This is a genomic window from Bradyrhizobium sp. USDA 4011 (assembly GCF_054063415.1).
This window is the reverse complement of sequence record NZ_JBSSGG010000001.1, coordinates 4,437,542-4,454,537: the sequence shown is the minus strand read 5'-3', so window position 1 is coordinate 4,454,537 and position 16,996 is coordinate 4,437,542. Positions and strand designations below refer to the sequence as shown.

At 62.2% G+C, this 16,996-nt stretch carries 16 protein-coding genes, 1 tRNA gene and 1 pseudogene; 7 read left to right on the top strand and 11 right to left on the bottom strand.

The annotated features are described in order from the left end of the window. Window positions 1–186: 186 nt before the first annotated feature. The 6 genes and pseudogenes from ACVW1C_RS20910 to ACVW1C_RS20885 all read right to left on the bottom strand — a co-directional run bounded on the left by ACVW1C_RS20910 (window position 187) and on the right by ACVW1C_RS20885 (window position 6,830). Window positions 187–2,483: pseudogene (locus ACVW1C_RS20910) on the bottom strand (heavy metal translocating P-type ATPase). A 1,776-nt stretch (window positions 2,484–4,259) separates the two neighbouring features. After that, a complete protein-coding gene (locus ACVW1C_RS20905) occupies window positions 4,260–4,553 on the bottom strand; it encodes a putative quinol monooxygenase (RefSeq protein ID WP_456760021.1) in 294 nt (97 codons plus the stop codon). Then, window positions 4,541–4,747, bottom strand: a complete 207-nt coding sequence (locus ACVW1C_RS20900; protein WP_456760020.1) for a nuclear transport factor 2 family protein — start codon at window positions 4,745–4,747, stop codon at window positions 4,541–4,543. Before ACVW1C_RS20900 ends, ACVW1C_RS20905 begins: the two co-directional genes overlap by 13 nt. A 73-nt stretch (window positions 4,748–4,820) precedes the next feature. Beyond that, window positions 4,821–5,594 carry an SDR family NAD(P)-dependent oxidoreductase gene (locus tag ACVW1C_RS20895; RefSeq protein WP_456760019.1) on the bottom strand — a complete coding sequence of 258 codons (774 nt, stop codon included), beginning with the start codon at window positions 5,592–5,594 and terminating at the stop codon, window positions 4,821–4,823. 45 nt (window positions 5,595–5,639) lie between these two features. Continuing rightward, on the bottom strand, window positions 5,640–5,936 hold the full coding sequence (locus ACVW1C_RS20890) for a YciI family protein (protein ID WP_456760018.1): 297 nt from the start codon (window positions 5,934–5,936) through the stop codon (window positions 5,640–5,642). Window positions 5,937–5,996: 60 nt separating this feature from the next. Then, window positions 5,997–6,830: an oxidoreductase gene (locus tag ACVW1C_RS20885; protein WP_456760017.1), complete on the bottom strand. Its 834-nt coding sequence runs from the start codon at window positions 6,828–6,830 to the stop codon at window positions 5,997–5,999. Window positions 6,831–6,999: 169 nt separating this feature from the next. Here ACVW1C_RS20885 and ACVW1C_RS20880 point away from each other — a divergent pair, with 169 nt between their 5' ends. Further along, the gene (locus tag ACVW1C_RS20880) at window positions 7,000–7,593 is read left to right on the top strand and encodes a TetR/AcrR family transcriptional regulator (RefSeq protein ID WP_456760016.1); all 594 of its coding nucleotides are present in this window, start codon (window positions 7,000–7,002) and stop codon (window positions 7,591–7,593) included. Window positions 7,594–7,782: 189 nt separating this feature from the next. On the opposite strand, the gene ACVW1C_RS20875 is transcribed toward ACVW1C_RS20880, so the two are convergent. Together ACVW1C_RS20875 and ACVW1C_RS20870 are read right to left on the bottom strand one after the other, a co-directional pair. Beyond that, the gene (locus ACVW1C_RS20875) at window positions 7,783–7,974 is read right to left on the bottom strand and encodes a hypothetical protein (protein ID WP_456760015.1); all 192 of its coding nucleotides are present in this window, start codon (window positions 7,972–7,974) and stop codon (window positions 7,783–7,785) included. 99 nt (window positions 7,975–8,073) lie between these two features. Next, window positions 8,074–8,163, bottom strand: a tRNA-Ser gene (locus tag ACVW1C_RS20870). A gap of 213 nt (window positions 8,164–8,376) precedes the next feature. Here ACVW1C_RS20870 and ACVW1C_RS20865 point away from each other — a divergent pair. Continuing rightward, window positions 8,377–9,252: an alpha/beta fold hydrolase gene (locus ACVW1C_RS20865; protein WP_456760014.1), complete on the top strand. Its 876-nt coding sequence runs from the start codon at window positions 8,377–8,379 to the stop codon at window positions 9,250–9,252. 198 nt (window positions 9,253–9,450) lie between these two features. Here the strand turns inward: ACVW1C_RS20865 and ACVW1C_RS20860 are convergent, their stop codons facing one another. Further along, window positions 9,451–10,608, bottom strand: coding sequence for an ROK family protein (locus tag ACVW1C_RS20860; RefSeq protein ID WP_456760013.1), 1,158 nt, complete (start codon window positions 10,606–10,608; stop codon window positions 9,451–9,453). A 453-nt stretch (window positions 10,609–11,061) separates the two neighbouring features. On the opposite strand from ACVW1C_RS20860, the gene rplU reads away from it, so the two are divergent. From rplU to ACVW1C_RS20845, 3 genes are all read left to right on the top strand, one after another. Then, on the top strand, window positions 11,062–11,532 hold the full coding sequence (gene rplU / locus ACVW1C_RS20855) for a 50S ribosomal protein L21 (RefSeq protein WP_456760012.1): 471 nt from the start codon (window positions 11,062–11,064) through the stop codon (window positions 11,530–11,532). Between the two features lie 103 nt (window positions 11,533–11,635). Beyond that, window positions 11,636–11,905 (top strand): 50S ribosomal protein L27, encoded by a 270-nt coding sequence (rpmA, locus tag ACVW1C_RS20850; RefSeq protein ID WP_024583287.1) that lies wholly within the window; start codon window positions 11,636–11,638, stop codon window positions 11,903–11,905. A gap of 170 nt (window positions 11,906–12,075) precedes the next feature. Next, window positions 12,076–12,672, top strand: coding sequence for a GNAT family N-acetyltransferase (locus tag ACVW1C_RS20845; protein ID WP_456760011.1), 597 nt, complete (start codon window positions 12,076–12,078; stop codon window positions 12,670–12,672). Between the two features lie 313 nt (window positions 12,673–12,985). Here ACVW1C_RS20845 and ACVW1C_RS20840 read toward each other — a convergent pair whose 3' ends face one another. Together ACVW1C_RS20840 and ACVW1C_RS20835 are read right to left on the bottom strand one after the other, a co-directional pair. Further along, complete coding sequence (locus ACVW1C_RS20840; protein WP_456759367.1) at window positions 12,986–14,026, bottom strand: IS110 family RNA-guided transposase; 1,041 nt, start codon at window positions 14,024–14,026, stop codon at window positions 12,986–12,988. Between the two features lie 201 nt (window positions 14,027–14,227). Beyond that, window positions 14,228–15,142 (bottom strand): DMT family transporter, encoded by a 915-nt coding sequence (locus tag ACVW1C_RS20835; protein WP_456760010.1) that lies wholly within the window; start codon window positions 15,140–15,142, stop codon window positions 14,228–14,230. A gap of 166 nt (window positions 15,143–15,308) precedes the next feature. Between ACVW1C_RS20835 and ACVW1C_RS20830 the strand changes: the two genes are divergently transcribed. After that, entirely contained in the window at window positions 15,309–15,791 is a 483-nt protein-coding gene (locus ACVW1C_RS20830) for a MaoC family dehydratase (RefSeq protein ID WP_456760009.1), read from the top strand. A 149-nt stretch (window positions 15,792–15,940) separates the two neighbouring features. Beyond that, complete coding sequence (gene obgE, locus ACVW1C_RS20825; RefSeq protein ID WP_456760008.1) at window positions 15,941–16,990, top strand: GTPase ObgE; 1,050 nt, start codon at window positions 15,941–15,943, stop codon at window positions 16,988–16,990. Window positions 16,991–16,996 lie beyond the last annotated feature (6 nt).

The following is a 16,996-nucleotide window of genomic DNA, read 5'->3' as shown; positions in this document are numbered from 1 at the left end:
CAACCCCATGCAAAGTAGCCCGCGGCCACCGCTCCGGCCTGAGCGGCGGTCAACCGGAGCAACGCCGCATGCCGGTTTCTCTTACTGGCAGGGCGGGAGCACGGCTGGTATTCAATTAGAGGTGATCGGACCCACACGGGAGCCGCCCGACGTATCCAGGAAATATCTCACTTATCGTGCTCGGAACTAAGCTCCAACGGCTTGCTCGTAGATATCTTCCTCCTGGGCATTATGGATACGCACAAGCGCTTCAATCCCCTCAATGACGCGCTGCGCGTCCCTAATCAGGTAATGGTCCGTATCCGGGGGAGTGAGGCCATCGGTGAGCCGACGCAGAAGTCGCGCCATGTGTATAATCTCGCGGTGCGCTCGGCTCATTGCCCCTAGCCCGTGGCGATTTCCCAAGAATTTAGCGACGCGCGGATATACGACACTTTCATCGTCGCGCTCATGTTCGGCGATCTGCCTCGAAACGATATCGTCAGCTTCGGAAATCAGCGTCACCGCTCCCGCTCCCTCAACGGCATCAAGCGCATCCGCAATTTCTCTCAGCCGGTCGAGCGTCGGCCCCATTCGCTCGTGGTCCTGGCGCAGCGCTGTAGCTGCAGCCGCCGGCATTTTTTTGTGACCAAACTCGTGGCCGGAAGTCAACGCGCGCAACGCATTGAGGATCACCGCAACATCGATGGCTTCCTGCGTCAAAGCACCTGCGATTGGCGGCAACAGGCCGACGGCGGCAAAGCACATTGCCAATCCGGAGAGTGCCATTCCGCAAACTATGCTCTGCAGCGCGATGCCGCGGGTACGCCGTGCGATGGCGACGGCATCGGAAACTCGATCGAGACGATCGACGAGAATTACAACATCGGCTGCTTCCGACGAAGCACTTGCGCCGCGGGCCCCCATGGCGATGCCGACGTTAGCTGCCGCCAACGCAGGCGCATCATTGATACCGTCACCGACCATCACGGTGGGGCTTTGGCGCTGCTCGGTTGCGACGGCATCGACCTTGTCGGCCGGCTCCCGTTCAGCAAGAACCGCATCGAGATCAAGCGCGGCGCCGATCGTCTCAGCGGCGTCTGCTCGATCGCCCGTCACCATGACGATCCGCGCAACCCCGGCCGCTCGCAGCGATTGTACGGCGCGCGGCGTCTCGCGTCGAAGCTCGTCAGCGAGCAATACTGCGCCGATCGTGCGTCCACCTACGGCGACAAATACACTCAGCGCGGAGCGCCATGTTGCACGTCTCAGGGCCCGAGACGCCCAGGTCTCCGGCTTGCGAGCCCCATGGACCATTTGATACGACCCCACTCGAACAGTCTGTCCGTCAACCACACCTTCCAAACCAGAGCCCATGGTCTCTCGGACTTCGGATGGAATAGTAAGCTTGAGCCCCTTCCCCATGGCCGCTTCGACGATCGCCGCAGCGACTACATGATGTGAGGCTTGTTCCAAGGAACCTGCGATCCGCAGAACTTCGTCAGCGCTTTGGGCGGGAGCGACCTCAATTGCAACGAGCCGCGCCCCGCCGACCGTCAGCGTACCCGTCTTATCGAACATCACCGTATGAGTGCGAGCGAGCGCTTCGAGCGGCGCACTGCCTTTGATGAGAATTCCGCGCTTTGCGGCCTGTGCGACCCCCGCGATGAAGGCGACCGGCGCCGCCAGAATAAGCGGGCATGGCGTTGCTGCGACCAGCACGGCAAGTCCGCGGACAGGATCGTCAGAGAAGAACCAGCGCCCCCTGCAATTGCCAGCGTGATCGGCAAGAGCAGCAGCGCAAAGCGGTCTGCCAGGCGTATGAATGGAGACTTTGCCGTCTGCGCCGCACTGACCATGCGGACAATGCCCGCATAGGTACTTTCGCTTGCCGGGGCGGATGCGCGGAGTTCGAATGTATCTCCAGCGTTGAGAGAGCCGCTTCGAGCGAGTTCACCAGCTCGACGGGAAACCGGAATCGGCTCCCCGGTAAGTGCCGCCTCATCGATCGTGGCCAACTGGCTGGTTATGAACCCATCGACAGGTATGACTTCGCCTGCGCGAACGAGAATGTAATCACCGACCACGACTTGCTCGATAGGCACGTCATCGATAATCGAGTCGATGCAACGATGGGCAATTCTTGGTGCTCTATCAATTAACGACCTAAGATCACGCTCAGCCCGTGCGACCGCAAAGTCCTCAAGCAGATTTCCGCCCGCGTACATGATGGCGACGACGATGCCGGCCAAATTCTGCCCGAGCACGAGCGCGCCCGACATTGAGACGAAGGCGACCGAATCCACCCCAATACGACCCGCCAAGAAGTCGCGGATCATGGAAATCAGTAGACCTAACAACACCGGAAAAGTGCCGGCGCCCCAACACCAATTTGCAACATCGCTCCGCCCATTGGCCCAGGCCACAACTCCAAAAGCGAGCCCGCCAAGCGCTATCGCAATCAATGCTCGTCGAAACATCCTTTCAGTCAGCAGCCCCGACATCCAAGTGTCCCCCGGAGGATAGAGCGAGATCATATGTAATTAGCACCAAACCAGGTACGCTGATTGACCGAAATCAAGGGTAGTGATTAGCGGAAGTGCGAGTTGGGTCTGTATTGCAAACGGCGCCGGAGTGTCCGAGAAGGGCCATCAAGCGACATGGCAAACTTGATCTGATGATCTGATAAAGAAAGAGCCCGCCAACTGAAGCGGCCTCACGGAATCGGAGTAGCCGCGGGATGTGGCGACAGGTGAGCCGCTCGGCTCGCTGTTGGGTGCAGCGAGTGGATTTATTGGCGTCTTCCATGCTGTGCGGAAGTCGAGCAAGCCAACGCCCACGAACTAGGCCATGGAACCCGTCGGATGAGCGAGGTCTCCGGTTACTCTCAAAAGCAGACATCGACGATGTTAGAGTGAATGTCCGGGCGCGGCCTACCTAGGTGTCCCCGCAGACTGGACTCAGCCTTAATCGTCGTCCCAGGTTCGCTCGTGGCATACGCTGCACTCGAACATGCGGACGTGCTTGCCAGTGTGGATACTCAGCATGGTCCGGACCAAATCTTGCGGCTTGCCGCATCGACAAGGTTTGATCGGTTGGTTTTCGATCTCTTGGATTCTCTGCCCGATTGCGCTCATGACCTTGCCCCCTCCAGCGAGGCGAGAACCTAAGTTACAAAGTGAACACTTGTTCCTAGGTCGTGGGGCAGAATCCACAAAAGACATGGAACGTTCTTGGTTGAGCACTCTGGCCGGTACCCCGTGATTTCCCTTGCGGAGAATCACGTAAGGAACGGCTTGGTGACCCCATAAAATTCCCCTATGGGCGTAAGGTCGATGCCCCCACTGCAAACGCCGCCAACCGATTAAGGGTACTGCGAAAATCAAGCGAGGCAGTCACGGTAAAGACCGGCGGGCACTACCGCATGAATGAGAACGAAAGCAGACTCATCCCCGAAGCCGCCCTTGGGTCAGCGGCCCGGCACGGTCCAACCCGTAAGCCCCCAAAGCGGGACCGTGCTTTTTGAATCGCGCCCCTTGCCCGCCAACGCAGAACAGCAGGCAGGAGTTTGCGCGTCGAAACGACGTGTCCCTGCTGATGCGAGCCGCTCTCCGGCGTAGATCGTCCGTTGAGCCGAAGTCGACGTACCACAAGCGATGGCCCCGTGCTCCTCGCGAACCTTCGGGAGACAAACTTCGCGCTGGTCTGAAAGGGTGGCCTGCCACTTGACGGCCGGCAACGCGCAGGGTGGCGGAGAGGGAGTCAGTCAATCCCCATTGAAAAATAATGCATTTTTGATTTTCTTAGGCGGCCATGACGCACCAGTTGAGCTACGGCGAAATTGTCGTTTCCATGCTTCATTTGGAGTCCGAAAGCCGAACGTCCGCTGTCCGCCCAAGAGCCGTTTTCCCCGCCCGAAAATGGCTGGCTCCGCGGCGCGGGACACTGCAGCCGCCGACGGACGTGGCCGCGCCCTGGTGGTGGACGCGGCGGCGGCCTCTCCATTGGGGTACTCGGAGACCCTATCGCCGGAAGCGCCGATGGTTTGGACCGAATCGTGGTTTACCGGCGCCGTGAGTGACTCGCAAGCGGTCAATGCCTTGCGGATCGGCGTGCGCGCTCCCGGTATCGACGCGTCGATCGTCGCTCGACCGGGCAGGCAAGCGCGAAGTTGTCCTACGCTATTAATCGGCTTGGGGTCCCCACGCCGATCGGCGCGCTAAGTCTATGATTCAGATAAAAAGCGAAGGAGTCATGGTTCGGCGCCGATCTACGGCCGCTCATTCGGTTAAGTCACAACGCACGCCATTGAGGCTCACTTGCAGTCCGGCCGAATCGCGCCGCATCTGCTGGATCGAGGCGCCGGTCAGGTGAGCATCGAATGCCTCGCTCGATGCATACACTTCATACAGCATGACGGTGTCGGCTTCCGCTTGCGGCAGGAGTATCTCAAAAACCAGAGTGCCAGGCTCTGTCGCTCTGCAACGCTGTGCGTGAGCGTTCAGGTGCTTTAGGTATTCGGCCCGCTTCCCGGCGGCGGTCTTGATCGTTGCGACGATTGCTAGTTTAGCCATGTGCTGATCTCCCGTCTGGTCAAGCCTGTGATCGGCTCGAACTGTGCCGGATTGTGATAGGTCACGTCGTCGACCAGCAAAGCGGGGAGTTGGTCCCAATCTCGCTCCGTCACGATGCGGTGCCACTCCTCCAGGGCAGCTTGCGCTGCTGGATGCGGCACGCTTGTGCGAAGGTTTGAGTTCTCGTGACCCATATCAGTCTCCGTCAGTTGAAGGGTTTTGCGGGATGAGCGGGTAAATCAGTGGCGACGACGACCAACTTCGCCCTCAGGCCCGATAACGCGCGGCGGGCTTGGCGTTGTTAAAGCCTGCCGCCAAAACACCGCGCGCCTTCTCAAAGGCGTCCCACGCCGCCACATCGGGCACCGGCGGAATCGTCACCAATTCCTTGCGATCGAAGCCGACCAGCGCCGCATCCACGAGATCTTCAACCTCCATGACATTGGGCACCTTGCTGGCGTCGCCACCAGCTCGTTCGTAGATTTCGGTGCGCGTGGCCGCAGGGAGCACGGCCTGCACATAGACGCCTTTCGACGCGACTTCGGCAGCAAGGCCTTGCGACAGCGTCATCAGGTAGGACTTGGTCGCCGGGTAGATGCCCCGGGAATATTCGGGGAGCAGAGCCAGCACCGACGCGATGTTGATGATCGCGCCGTTGCCGCGTTCAACCATGCGGCCGACGACGGCGGACGCGAGCAACGTCGGCGCGACCACATTCAGCCGTAGCAACTCGTCCATCTTGGCCGGATCGGCGGTCGCGAAATCGCCGATCAACGCCGCGCCTGCATTGTTGACGAGGATATCGATAGGCGGATCGGAGCGGAGGCGCCGGAGAACCGGTTCGAGTTGGGAGCCGTCGACCAGGTCGGCCGTGATGACTTCGACCGCAACGCCTTGCGCATTGCGTAACTCGGTGGCGAGGGTGTTGAGCCTGTCGGTCGCGCGAGCGATGAGCACGAGATCGTGGCCGCGTGCGGCCAGGCGGCGTGCGTAAACTGCGCCGATGCCGCTCGAAGCGCCCGTGATGAGTGCTGTGGTCATGGGTTGCCTCGGTGAGTGTTGCTAAAAAGGGTGGCAGCAGGCAGGTCAGCCGCGCGCCTTCAAATGCAGCATGGGATGATGCTCATAGTGCCCGGCGCCATTCTTCACGATCGGGTCTTCCGAGGTAATCGACTCGATGTCTTGGTCATCGGCGATCTGATAGAGCGACACGCCATAACCGCCACTCGGGTCCATGACAGGGCCGTGCGCGACGACCTGCCCCTTTTCGAGCAGGTCATCCAGGAACGCGCCGTGCTGCTTCATCCATGCTTTCTCATCCGCGGTCATGGTCGCGAGAAAATCGGCGCGCGGCGGGACGTACTTGCACAAATAGTACTTCATGGCTCGCTCCACGGTGAAAGAGACATTTCAGCTTGCTTGGCGATCTCTCGATTTGAGGGATCAATCGGCCACGCCCATCTGCTTGCGAAAACTCTTCTCGAAGGTCTTTTCGGGAACAAAGCGCCGCATCAGACGGAGACGGCCCGCCACCTTTCCAGGCGTGTACCGAATGCTCGGCTGTTTTTCGGTGGCAGCCTGCACCACCTTGTCCGCCACCGCTTCCACGGGATCGCCCGCCGCGATGCCGTTGCGCCAGGTCGAGTTCATGGCCGCGCGTCCCTTGTCGTAGACGCTCAGGATCCGATCGGGCTTGTCGCCATTCTCTTCCAGCGCGGTGCGGGTGAAGACCGGCTCGACCAGTGAGACACGAATGCCGAACGTTCGCAGTTCGTGATCGAGCGATTCGGAATAGCCTTCGACGGCGTGCTTGGTGGCGGTGTAGAGCGCTGTGTATGGTCCGGGCAGGAAGCCGGCCACCGAACTGATGTTGATGATCCGGCCCTGGCCCTGCTTGCGCATGATGGGCAGCACTTCAGTGGTGGTGCGAAGGATGCCGAAGACGTTGATGTCGAACAGGCTCTGGGCTTGAGCGAGAGATGATTCCTCGGCGGCGCCGATCAAGCTGCGGCCGGCATTGTTCACGAGCACGTCGATCCGGCCTGCAAGCCCGACGACGTCCTTGATCAGTTGTTTGACGGACTCATCATCGGTGACGTCGCAGCGGAGCATATGAATGCCCTGTCGCACCTCGTCGGGCGCGGCCTGACGGCTGGTGCCGAACACCCGATATCCCGTGCGGATCAGGGCAACTCCGGCCGCAAGCCCGATGCCCCCGGAAGCGCCGGTGATCAGGGCGACCTTTTCGCCCGCTGCGCGTGATTGTGCCTGTGCCATCTCGCATTCCTTGTCAGCACCGCTTAATGATTATGTTCGTAATCATCGTGGATTTATGATTATGTACGTAATCATTGTCAAGGGGTTTTTGGGACCACGGTTCGAGCCCCGATGAAAGAGGTCACGCCGGCGTTATGTTTCGGCCGTCGCCATCGGAAGGAGAGGGCTCGTGAAGGTCAGCAAGGAAACGGTCGAGCAGAATCGCGAGCGGGTGATCGCGACCGCCGCAAGGCTGTTCCGGGAACGTGGGATCGACGGTATCGGGCTTGTTGACTTGATGAGGGCTGCCGGACTCACTCCCGGAGGCTTCTACCGGCAGTTCAAGTCAAAGGACGACCTCATCGTTCAGGCGGTCAAGCGGGCCTACAAGGATATGAGCGAGGATATCGCGGGCCGAATTGCAGCGAGCGATGATCCGCTGGAAACCCTCGTGCGTTATTACGTATCGGACTACCACCGAGACAATCCGGGGCAGGGGTGCGGCCTTGCAGCAATGGCTGCCGACGCAGCACGTCACGACGATCCGGCGCTGCGGGAGTGCTTCGGCAGCATCGTCGGCAACTATATCGGGCTTCTCACCAAGCTCGTGCCGGGAAGTAGTGGAAAAACGAAACGGAATGCGGCGATAACGGCGCTTGCCGAGATGATCGGATCGGTTGTCCTCTCCCGCGTGGTGTCAGATCCCGCACTGTCCGGTGAGATCATCGACACGGTCTCGAATGATCTGGTGAAACGTCATGCGAAATCTTCTCGAACCGCTTGATGAGCCGCTCGCACTTTAGCCGGGAATCCAGAAACTTTGCTCGACTTGATTGAACGAATAGATGGGGATTGCTCGCTTCACTTATCCTCTGAACTACGAACCTTTGCTATCCTGACAGGTGTCGCGTTCGAATATCCACGAGACGTCGGCCGTGTTCTTGCTCCCCAAGGGCACCGCGGCACGAGCGCTTCAGCCACGCGGCAGCCAAGCAGGCGTATAGCTCACGCGAGTTGGGTTTTCCCGATGGTGTGTCGGATTGGGGGAAGCGATGCCCACCGCTTTGTGAGCCGGCATCGCGGCCACCTCGGCCTCGAGCGCGACCTGCATTTCAAGGCCACCGATCGGTGGTTTCGGTGCGGCAATCTTCACGTTCGGCGACAAAAAAGCCTCATGAGGCTTCTGTTGTTGCCTTAGGCCGTAGGCGTGCATTCGGCAAAACTGACTGACCCACGCGCGTGAAATCGTACAAAATCGTGTAAATGGCGGAGAGGGAGGGATTCGAACCCCCGATAGGCTTGCACCTATGCCGCATTTCGAGTGCGGTGCATTCAACCACTCTGCCACCTCTCCGATGGCCCGGGTGATTTGCGCCACCCGCGGTCGGGGCGTGTTCTAGGCGAGGATGGCGGGCCAGACAAGGCGCTGCAATAATATTTCCGTCACCGGCGCCTCGCGCCATCGAAGCACCGGGATGACGCAAGAAAGTGCGCGGAAACAAAGCGCTAGCGGGACCGGTCGGGTTCGATCGGCGCGCGGGCGAAGCAAAAGCAGCAGGAGCGGCCCATGGAGCATGTGACGATTCGAGCCAATGGCGCGGCGTTGCACGTCGCGCGGACCGGGAGCGGCAGGCCGCTGCTGCTGTTGCACGGCTGGCCGGAATTCTGGCTGACCTGGAAGCCGGTCATGGCGCGCCTCGCCGACCGCTACACCCTGATCGCGCCCGACCTGCGCGGCTTCGGCGACAGCGACAAGCCGCAGGGAACACGCCAGGGTTCATTTGGCCCCGATCAGCATACCGACGACATGCTGACGCTGCTGGACGCGCTCGGGATCGAGGAGGCCGGCGTGGTTGGCCACGACGTCGGCGGCGCCGTGATGCAGCCGCTCGCGCGCAAGGCGCCCGAGCGCATCGCCGGGCTGTTCTTCTTCGATTTCGTCTATCCCGGTATCGGGACGCGGATGGCCGCGCCCGACCGGCTGAACCACATCTGGTACCAGTCGTTCCACCAGATGGAGATGGCGCCCGCGCTGGTCGGCGCCAGCCGCGAGACCTGCCGCACGTATATCGGCCATTTCCTGCACAACTGGACGCACCGCAAGGCCGCGTTCGACGACGTGATCGAGGACTTCGCCGATAACTTCCACAAGCCCGGCAATCTCGCCGGCGGCTTCGCGCATTATCGCGCGTCGCATGCGGGGCGCGTCAAGATGATGCAGGGCGAAGCGCCGGCGCTGCCGCCGATCACGGTGCCGACCTGCGTCCGCTGGGCCGAGCATGACCCGCTGTTTCCCTATGCCTGGACCGACCGGCTGGGCGAGACCTTCTCGAATCTGGACCTGAAGATGTTCCCCGATGTCGGGCACTTCCCGCATCGCGAGGATCCCGACCGCGCCGCGGCCGAGACCGCCGGCTTCTTCGCGCGGATCAATTGGAAGTAGAAAGTGGTGGGACCGCCAGGACGCGACAAAAACTGGCGGTCCCGTGCCGCTTCTCAATATTGCCGGCCGGGAAGTGCGGCTTCGCCGGTCGGCGGGAGCGACGCCTCCACGGTAGCGGCCGGCGCTGGATCAGCAACGCGAACCCGATCTTAACCTAACCGATCAACCTTACCGCGCGATCGGCTGCACCCAAGAGCCTCAGGCATCGGCCTTCCTGGCTTTCCTGGCCTTTTTCTCGCCGTTTTCGTCGTCGTCGTCCTTGTCCTTTTTCTCGGCCTTCTTGTCGCCCTTGCCGTTGTCTTTCTTGCGATTGGTGTAGCGGGCATTGCCGAGCCCGGTTCCGATCGTCAGCACGCCCCAGCGCGCGACATCCTGCATGAACGGGACCTCGGCCAGTCCCTGCGCCACGCCGTCATTGTGCATCACGATCGCAGTGTCATGATCGCCGATCTGCGGGATCGCCTCGACCAGGCTCGCCGGCAGGTTGAATTTGCTGCTCTCCCAATTGCCCGGCAGATTCTGTGCGCCCTTCTCGATCGAGCCGTCCTCATTGATGACGCCGGGACAGGCGATGCCGATGAACGGCGCGAGCTTGAGGTTCTCCTTCTCGGCGGCGGCAATCAGATCCTTCAGCATCTTCACCAGCCGCTTCACCGCGCCTTCACGCGTCGGCTCGTCATTGGCGTGGCGCCACAGCTCGGATTTCCAGACCGCCGCCTTGGAGAGATCGGGCGCCTTCTTCCAGCGCGTCTCGACGATGCCGCAGCGGATATTGGTGCCGCCGATATCGACGGCGAGCACGCCGTCATGGGCCTCGAAAATCCACGACGGCGCCAGATGCAGCGTGCCGATCAGCCCGGCATCATCGGGATGAAAGCGGATCGGCACCAGATCGACCTTGAAATCCTCCGACTTCAGGATGATGTCGGTCCGCGCGATGGCGAGTTCGCCGAGCCTGGAGTCGCGAAAGCCGCCGCCGACCACGATGCGCTCGGTCTTGGCCCAGGCCTTGGTGCCGAGGAAGCGCCGCGTCACATAGGCGAGCTCCTGCGCAAACTCCTCGATCGCACTGTGCACGACCGCGGAGGCCTCGGTGTCCTCGCCGATCAGCAATTCGTCGAGCTTCTTCTTGCTGATCTGGTCCGAGGGCTCGTCGCCGAACGGATCCTCCCCCGATTTGCGCAGCGGCTTGCGCCAGCGGTCGAGGATCTTGCGAAAAGCGCCCTTGGAGGCGCGATCGCCGAGAAAACCCTCGTCGTCCTTCAGCTCGATGTTGAAGCTGTCGATGTCGACGGATGGCAGCCGCGCGGCACCGTGGTGCGCGATTCCCGTGGTCAATCCAGTGTCTTCGGCCATTCGCCCTGCCCGCTTGACGTTCCCACCACCAACGGCTGGGAACTCAAATGGTTGCTTCCCGTGCAGCGTGCTTAGGCCGCCATTCAATGAACGAAATTGCACCTGGCCTTGCCGACCGCGAGCGGATGCGGCGGGCGTTCTGCGGGTGTTGGCCCGGCCACTCCAGGCCATCCGACGGCGCCGGGGCGCAGGCTTGAGCCGCCAATCCAGGCCAAAATCACGCCAAACCCTTCATTTTTGGCCAGTTTTTGCCCTGCTTTACCTTGACTCCGCGTCGTCAGCAGCTATAAGTCCGCCCATCCGGCGCGGAGTTTTCTCGCGCCGATTGTTTTTGTGCGATCCAGTTTGGGAATTCATTCCCTTCGCGCGAAACACATAACCCATAGCGACTGAACAAAAAGCCGACCCGGGCTAACCGTCCGAGGCCGGAACCGAACACGAAGGAATCAAACGATGTTCGCAGTCATCAAAACCGGCGGCCGGCAGTACCGTGTCGTTCCGAATGATGTACTCGAGATTGGCAAGATCGCCGGCGATGTCGGCACGATCGTGCAGCTAGGCGAAGTTCTGGTGCTCGGCGGTGACACGCCGGTGCTGGGAACGCCCACCGTGGCAGGCGCCACCGTTGCGGCCGAAGTGCTGCAGCACAAGCGCGGCGCCAAGGTGATCGCGTTCAAGAAGCGTCGCCGCAAGAATTCACGCCGCAAGCGCGGCTATCGCGACGAGCTCACGGTGCTTCGCATCACCGAGATCCTCGCCGATAACGCCAAGCCGACCGTCGGCCCGCGGCCGAAGAAGGAAAAGGTCGCAGCGCCCGCCGATGATGGCGAGGACGCAGCACCGAAGGCGGCCAAGAAGAAGGCGCCCGCAAAGGCGCCGGCCGCGAAGAAGGCTCCGGCCAAGAAGGCCGCGGCCAACAGCTAAGTAAGAAGTGATCGTCGCGCCTTCAGATTTGAAGCGCGACAAAACGTGAAATGATTCCGTCAAGGAATTGATCTAGAGATCAAAGCGAAGTCGGAGACGAGCTATGGCTCATAAAAAAGCAGGCGGTTCATCGCGCAACGGACGTGATTCCAAGGGCAAGCGCCTTGGCATCAAGGCGTTCGGTGGCGAGCGCGTGATCCCCGGAAACATCATCGCGCGTCAGCGCGGCACCACCTGGCATCCTGGCCTTAATGTCGGCATGGGCACCGATCATACTCTCTTCGCCAAGGTCGAGGGTCATGTCGAGTTCCGTGCCAAAGCCAATGGCCGCACGTTTATCTCGGTTATTCCGATGGCAGAGGCGGCCGAGTAGACGGTGGACACACATGAGTCCGCCGGGTCCTGTTGAACCGGCGGAGCAGCACAAGAGCTCCAAGGGGAGGCGGGATGACCGGCCTCCCCTTTTTGTTGCGCGCGTTCGACTTCGACCGCGCGCGACGTTCCAAGCGTTGCGTACCGATTGTCGCATCACAGGAGCTCGACATGTTGCAGGACATCCCGACGCCGACCTTGCGCGAGGCAAGAGCTTGCGTCCTCGAGACCGAACGGCTGACATTGCGCAAGCCGACGCTCGCGGACGTAAAAGCCATCGCACGCCTCGCCAATGACCGACGCATTGCGGAGAACACCCGCCGCCTGCCGCATCCCTATACCCAGGACGACGCCATCGACTTCGTGCGCGCGCTCGGCGCCGGCGGACGCGAAACCGTCTTCCTGATCGAGAACAATCACACGCCGATCGGCATGGTCGGCATCGACTGGCGCGACGAGACCGCGGCCGAACTCGGCTACTGGCTCGGCGTCGATTATTGGGGCCAGGGTTTCGGCACCGAGGCCGCGCGCGCGGTGATCGACTACTTCTTCGAGGAATTCGATCTCGACCAGCTGATCGCGGGCGCCCGCGTCGTCAACCCGTCGTCGCGCAACATCCTCGAGAAGTGCGGCTTCCAGTGGAGCGGCGTCGAGCTGCACCGCTTCGAGGCGCTGGGCTCATCGAGCCCGGTGGATGCCTTCCGGCTCTCGCGCGGCGTCTGGGCGTCGCTGAAGAGCTGGAACAACTCGACCCGGCGGGAGAGCTAAGGCTCGATCCACAACAACGGTCGTCGTCCCCGCGAACGCGGGGACCCATATGTGGACGGCCCCCGTGGCACAAGAGCTTTCTGGGATTGATCGGATCGCTTGCATCCATATGTCCGGCCTGTTGAGTGCGATCGAATGAATCGCTGGCCAAGATGGTTTGCGCGATGCGAGTTCCAAACAACCACGCGACCTGTTGACGGCCGATGGGTCCCACGGATTGTCTCGCATCGTTGCTCGATCGATCGCTCCATCTGCTCTTGCAGCTCCGGTCGGTCGGTCGGTCGGCGAGCGAGCCCGCCGGCCGGCCAATCTGTTAAGCGGTACCCGTCGTAGCGGCATTCAGCCGTGCGGCGTCATAACTCTCACCCGTCACCATCAGCTTCCAGGCGATGCGCGCCACCTTGTTGGCAAGCGCTACGGCCGCAAGCTTCGGCGGCTTGCGCTTGATCAGCGCCAGTAGCCAGCGCGAGTGATGACCGCGTCCGCGCCTGGCCTGCTGGATCACCGCCGTGGCCCCGACGACCAGCAGACGGCGCAGGTCCTCATCGCCCGCCCGCGTGATCTTGCCAAGCCTGGTCTTGCCTGCGGTGGAGTGGTCCTTGGGCGTGAGGCCGAGCCAAGCCGCAAAGTGACGACCTGAGCGGAACGCGGCCGGATCAGGTGTCTTCATCACCAGCATCGTTGCAATGATCGGACCGATCGACGGAATCTGCGCCAGGCGCCGGCCCGTGGCATCGCCGCGGTGCCAGGCCATCAGCTTGGCCTCAACCGCCTCCAACTCGTCCTCGAGCCTGACGCACTCCCGGCCCAGCATGGCAAACAGCTCGCGCGCCAGAGCGGGAAGCGTCTCGTCCTGCGCGATCCGCGCCAGCAGCGGTTCGATCGCCTCCAGCCCCTTGGGCGCGATCAGGCCATACTCCGCCGCATGGCCGCGGATCGTGTTGGTCAATTGGGTGCGCCGGGCGATCAGTCCGTCGCGGACCCCCATCAGCATCAGCGCAGCCTGCTGCTCGGCGCTTTTCACCGGCACAAAGCGCATGCTCGGCCGGCTCATCGCCTCACACAGGCCTTCTGCGTCTCGCCCGTCATTCTTGTTCCGCATCACGTAGGGCTTCACCAATTGCGGTGCCATCAGCTTCACCTCATGGCCCAGCCTGGAAAGCTCTCGCGCCCAATATTGCGACGCCCCGCAGGCCTCCATCCCGATCACCGTCGGCGGCAATTTGGCGAAGAACTCCAGCACGAGTTTGCGCGAAAGCTTCTTGCGTAAGACCGGCTGCTCGGACGCATCAACCCCATGCAGCACAAAAATATGCTTCGACGTATCCATCCCAATGCGGATAATCTGGTTCACGGACGGCTCCCATGTCTGAGATTTGTAACAACCTCATTCTGGCACACTGATGCCGTAGGGGGCCGTCCACACCATCAACCACCAATCATCGCTGCTCGGCCGAGCTGCGGCCCCAGCCCGTGCAGCGACAGGCAACGGTGGTTGGGTCCCTGCTTTCGCAGGGACGACAGCTCCGTGCGTGGACGCACTCATCCCACATAGTCACGCCGGCGGATTGATCGCAGAATCCGCCCGTCCAAGCTGCTGCTCGCGCACGAAGATGTAGAGGCCGGCCGCGATGATGATTGCGGCGCCGATGATCGTGGCCCAGGACGGCACGTCGCCGAACACCACAAAGCCGAAGATCACCGCCCAGACGATCATCGAATACTGGTACGGCACCACCACGCTCGCCGGCGCGAGTTTCAGCGAGCGGTTCACGCACAGCAGCGCCGCGACCGAGATGATGCCGGCGGTGAAGAACAGCACGAGGCTGCCGGGGGTCGGCGTCACCCAGCCGATCGGCGAGAGCACGAGGCCCAGGATGAAGGTGCCGCCGAATTGCGACGTCGCCAGCACGATATCGGGCGTCGCGCGCAGCGAGCGCGTGATCAGCATCAACACCGCAAACGACAGGCTGCCGCCGAGCGCGATCATCGCCGGCCAGCTGATGGTCTGCGCCGATGGCCGCAGCGCGATCAACACCCCGCAGAAGCCGACCAGGATCGCGGTCCAGCGCCGCCAGCCGATATGCTCGCCGAGCACGAGGCCCGACATCGCGGTGACGAAGATCGGCCCGGCCAAATAGTAGGTGATGACGTCGGCGAGCGGCAGATAGACGGTCGCCAGGAAGAACGCCGCGACCTCCAGCGTCGACAGCGTGACGCGCAGCAATTGCAGCCACGGACGCTCCAGATGCAGGAAATCCGCCCGCCGCTGCCACACGATCGGCAGCAGCACGAGCAGCGCCGCGCAGGCGCGCAGCCACAGCAATTGCCCGACCGAATAGGTGGCGACGATGAATTTGCCCATCGCATCGCCGAACGAGAACATGAAGATCGACAGCAGCATCAATCCGATGCCGGCGAGCCGCGCCGATCGATCGTCGTAGGAGGACAGTTTTGCGAACAGGCTCATTGTTCTCTTGTTGTCGCCGCCTCTGAGTCGGGCCGGTCCTGCCGCCGTTTTACCGACGTCGTTGCGCAGGACAACCCCGGCAGCTGCAGATCGAACCAATTGTCGCAGCGCGGCGCCTGCGCTACCGGTACGGCAGCCATTCAAGAAGCAGAGCAGGAAACGCCGCATGAGCGAATTCGACCCCACCCAGCATCGCATGGTCCCCGCGCAGCGGTGGTTCGAGGATTTCGTGCTCGGCGAGCGCTTCGTGATTCCGAGCCGGACCCAGACCTCGGCCGTGTTCGCGGCGTTCCAGACCGCCAGTGGCGATACCCATCCGATCCATTACGACGCCGAATATTGCCGCACGCGGGGCATGCCTGACCTGCTCGCGCATGGCTTCCAGACCCTGGTGCACACCGCGCCCGGCGCCGGGCTGTTTCCCTATGTCGTGGAGGAGTCGCTGGTCGGCTTCCTGGAACAGTCGAGCAAGTTCCTGAAGCCGGTCTATGCCGGCGATACCATCTACCCCGCGCTGGAGGTGGTCGAGCTCGCGCCCGGCCGGACCACGGGCGTCGTGACGCTGCGCTCGACCGTGCACAACCAGCGCCGCGAGCTGGTGCTGGAGGGGATGCAGAAATTCCTGGTGCGGCGGCGGCCCGCAGCATGATCCGGAAAAGTGTGAAGCGGTTTTCCGAAAAGTCCATGCTCAAACAAGGAGCTTGGGCCGTAAAAAGGCCCGAAAATTAAGGCTTTTCGCCGAAGTCAGGGCCTTTCCGGGTTGCCGCCGCGGCCCCCCTGCCCTAACTAGTACGGATCATGAAATTCCTCGATGAAGCCAAGGTCTATATTCGCTCCGGCGACGGCGGCAACGGCTGCGTCGCGTTCCGGCGCGAGAAGTTCATCGAGTTCGGTGGTCCCTCCGGCGGCAATGGCGGCCGCGGCGGCGACGTCATCATCGAGTCCGTCGACGGACTGAACACGCTGATCGACTACCGCTACCAGCAGCACTTCAAGGCGCAGAAGGGCGGCAATGGCATGGGCAAGGATCGCCATGGCGCCAACGGCAAGTCGATCGTGCTCAAGGTGCCGGTCGGCACCCAGGTGTTCGACGAGGACCGCGAGACGCTGCTGCACGACTTCACCGAGCTCGGCGAGACCTTCGTGCTCGCCAAGGGCGGCAATGGCGGCTTCGGCAATGCGCATTTCAAATCCTCCACCAACCGCGCGCCGCGCAACGCCAATCCCGGCGCGCCGGGTGAGGAGCGCTGGATCTGGCTGCGGCTGAAGCTGATCGCCGATGCCGGCCTGGTCGGCCTGCCCAACGCCGGCAAATCGACCTTCCTGTCGGTGGTCAGCGCGGCACGGCCGAAGATCGCCGACTATCCCTTCACCACGCTGCATCCGCAGCTCGGCGTCGTGAATTACGGCGGCCGCGAATTCGTGCTCGCCGACATCCCCGGCCTGATCGAAGGCGCGCATGAAGGTGCCGGCCTCGGCGACCGCTTCCTCGGTCATGTCGAGCGCTGCCGCGTGCTGCTGCATCTGGTCGATGCCACCAGCGAACACGCCGGCAAGGCCTACAAGACGGTGCGCACCGAGCTCGAAGCCTATGAAGGCCAGCTCGCCGACAAGATCGAGATCGTCGCGCTCAACAAGATCGATGCGGTGGAGCCGGACGAGTTGAAGAAGCAGAAGGACCGCCTCAAGCGGGCGGCGAAGAAGACGCCGCTGTTGCTCTCAGGCGTGACCGGCGAAGGCGTGCAGGATGCGTTGCGCGCGCTGGTCGAGGTGATCGGCGAGGCGCCGGTGTCCAACAAGGCCAAGGGCCAGGCGGAGCCGTGGGCTGTGCCAGTGCCGCAGGGTTGAGCGGCA

What these genes read in the sequence shown, in the direction of transcription:
- ACVW1C_RS20885 (WP_456760017.1), bottom strand. Translation starts at nt 6,830, where the DNA reads ATGGCACAGGCACAATCACGCGCAGCGGGCGAAAAGGTCGCCCTGATC.
- ACVW1C_RS20895 (WP_456760019.1), bottom strand. Translation starts at nt 5,594, where the DNA reads ATGACCACAGCACTCATCACGGGCGCTTCGAGCGGCATCGGCGCAGTT.
- ACVW1C_RS20905 (WP_456760021.1), bottom strand. Translation starts at nt 4,553, where the DNA reads ATGGCTAAACTAGCAATCGTCGCAACGATCAAGACCGCCGCCGGGAAG.
- ACVW1C_RS20830 (WP_456760009.1), top strand. Translation starts at nt 15,309, where the DNA reads ATGAGCGAATTCGACCCCACCCAGCATCGCATGGTCCCCGCGCAGCGG.
- ACVW1C_RS20835 (WP_456760010.1), bottom strand. Translation starts at nt 15,142, where the DNA reads ATGAGCCTGTTCGCAAAACTGTCCTCCTACGACGATCGATCGGCGCGG.
- ACVW1C_RS20865 (WP_456760014.1), top strand. Translation starts at nt 8,377, where the DNA reads ATGGAGCATGTGACGATTCGAGCCAATGGCGCGGCGTTGCACGTCGCG.
- rplU (WP_456760012.1), top strand. Translation starts at nt 11,062, where the DNA reads ATGTTCGCAGTCATCAAAACCGGCGGCCGGCAGTACCGTGTCGTTCCG.
- ACVW1C_RS20890 (WP_456760018.1), bottom strand. Translation starts at nt 5,936, where the DNA reads ATGAAGTACTATTTGTGCAAGTACGTCCCGCCGCGCGCCGATTTTCTC.
- ACVW1C_RS20860 (WP_456760013.1), bottom strand. Translation starts at nt 10,608, where the DNA reads ATGGCCGAAGACACTGGATTGACCACGGGAATCGCGCACCACGGTGCC.
- obgE (WP_456760008.1), top strand. Translation starts at nt 15,941, where the DNA reads ATGAAATTCCTCGATGAAGCCAAGGTCTATATTCGCTCCGGCGACGGC.
- ACVW1C_RS20900 (WP_456760020.1), bottom strand. Translation starts at nt 4,747, where the DNA reads ATGGGTCACGAGAACTCAAACCTTCGCACAAGCGTGCCGCATCCAGCA.
- ACVW1C_RS20845 (WP_456760011.1), top strand. Translation starts at nt 12,076, where the DNA reads ATGTTGCAGGACATCCCGACGCCGACCTTGCGCGAGGCAAGAGCTTGC.
- rpmA (WP_024583287.1), top strand. Translation starts at nt 11,636, where the DNA reads ATGGCTCATAAAAAAGCAGGCGGTTCATCGCGCAACGGACGTGATTCC.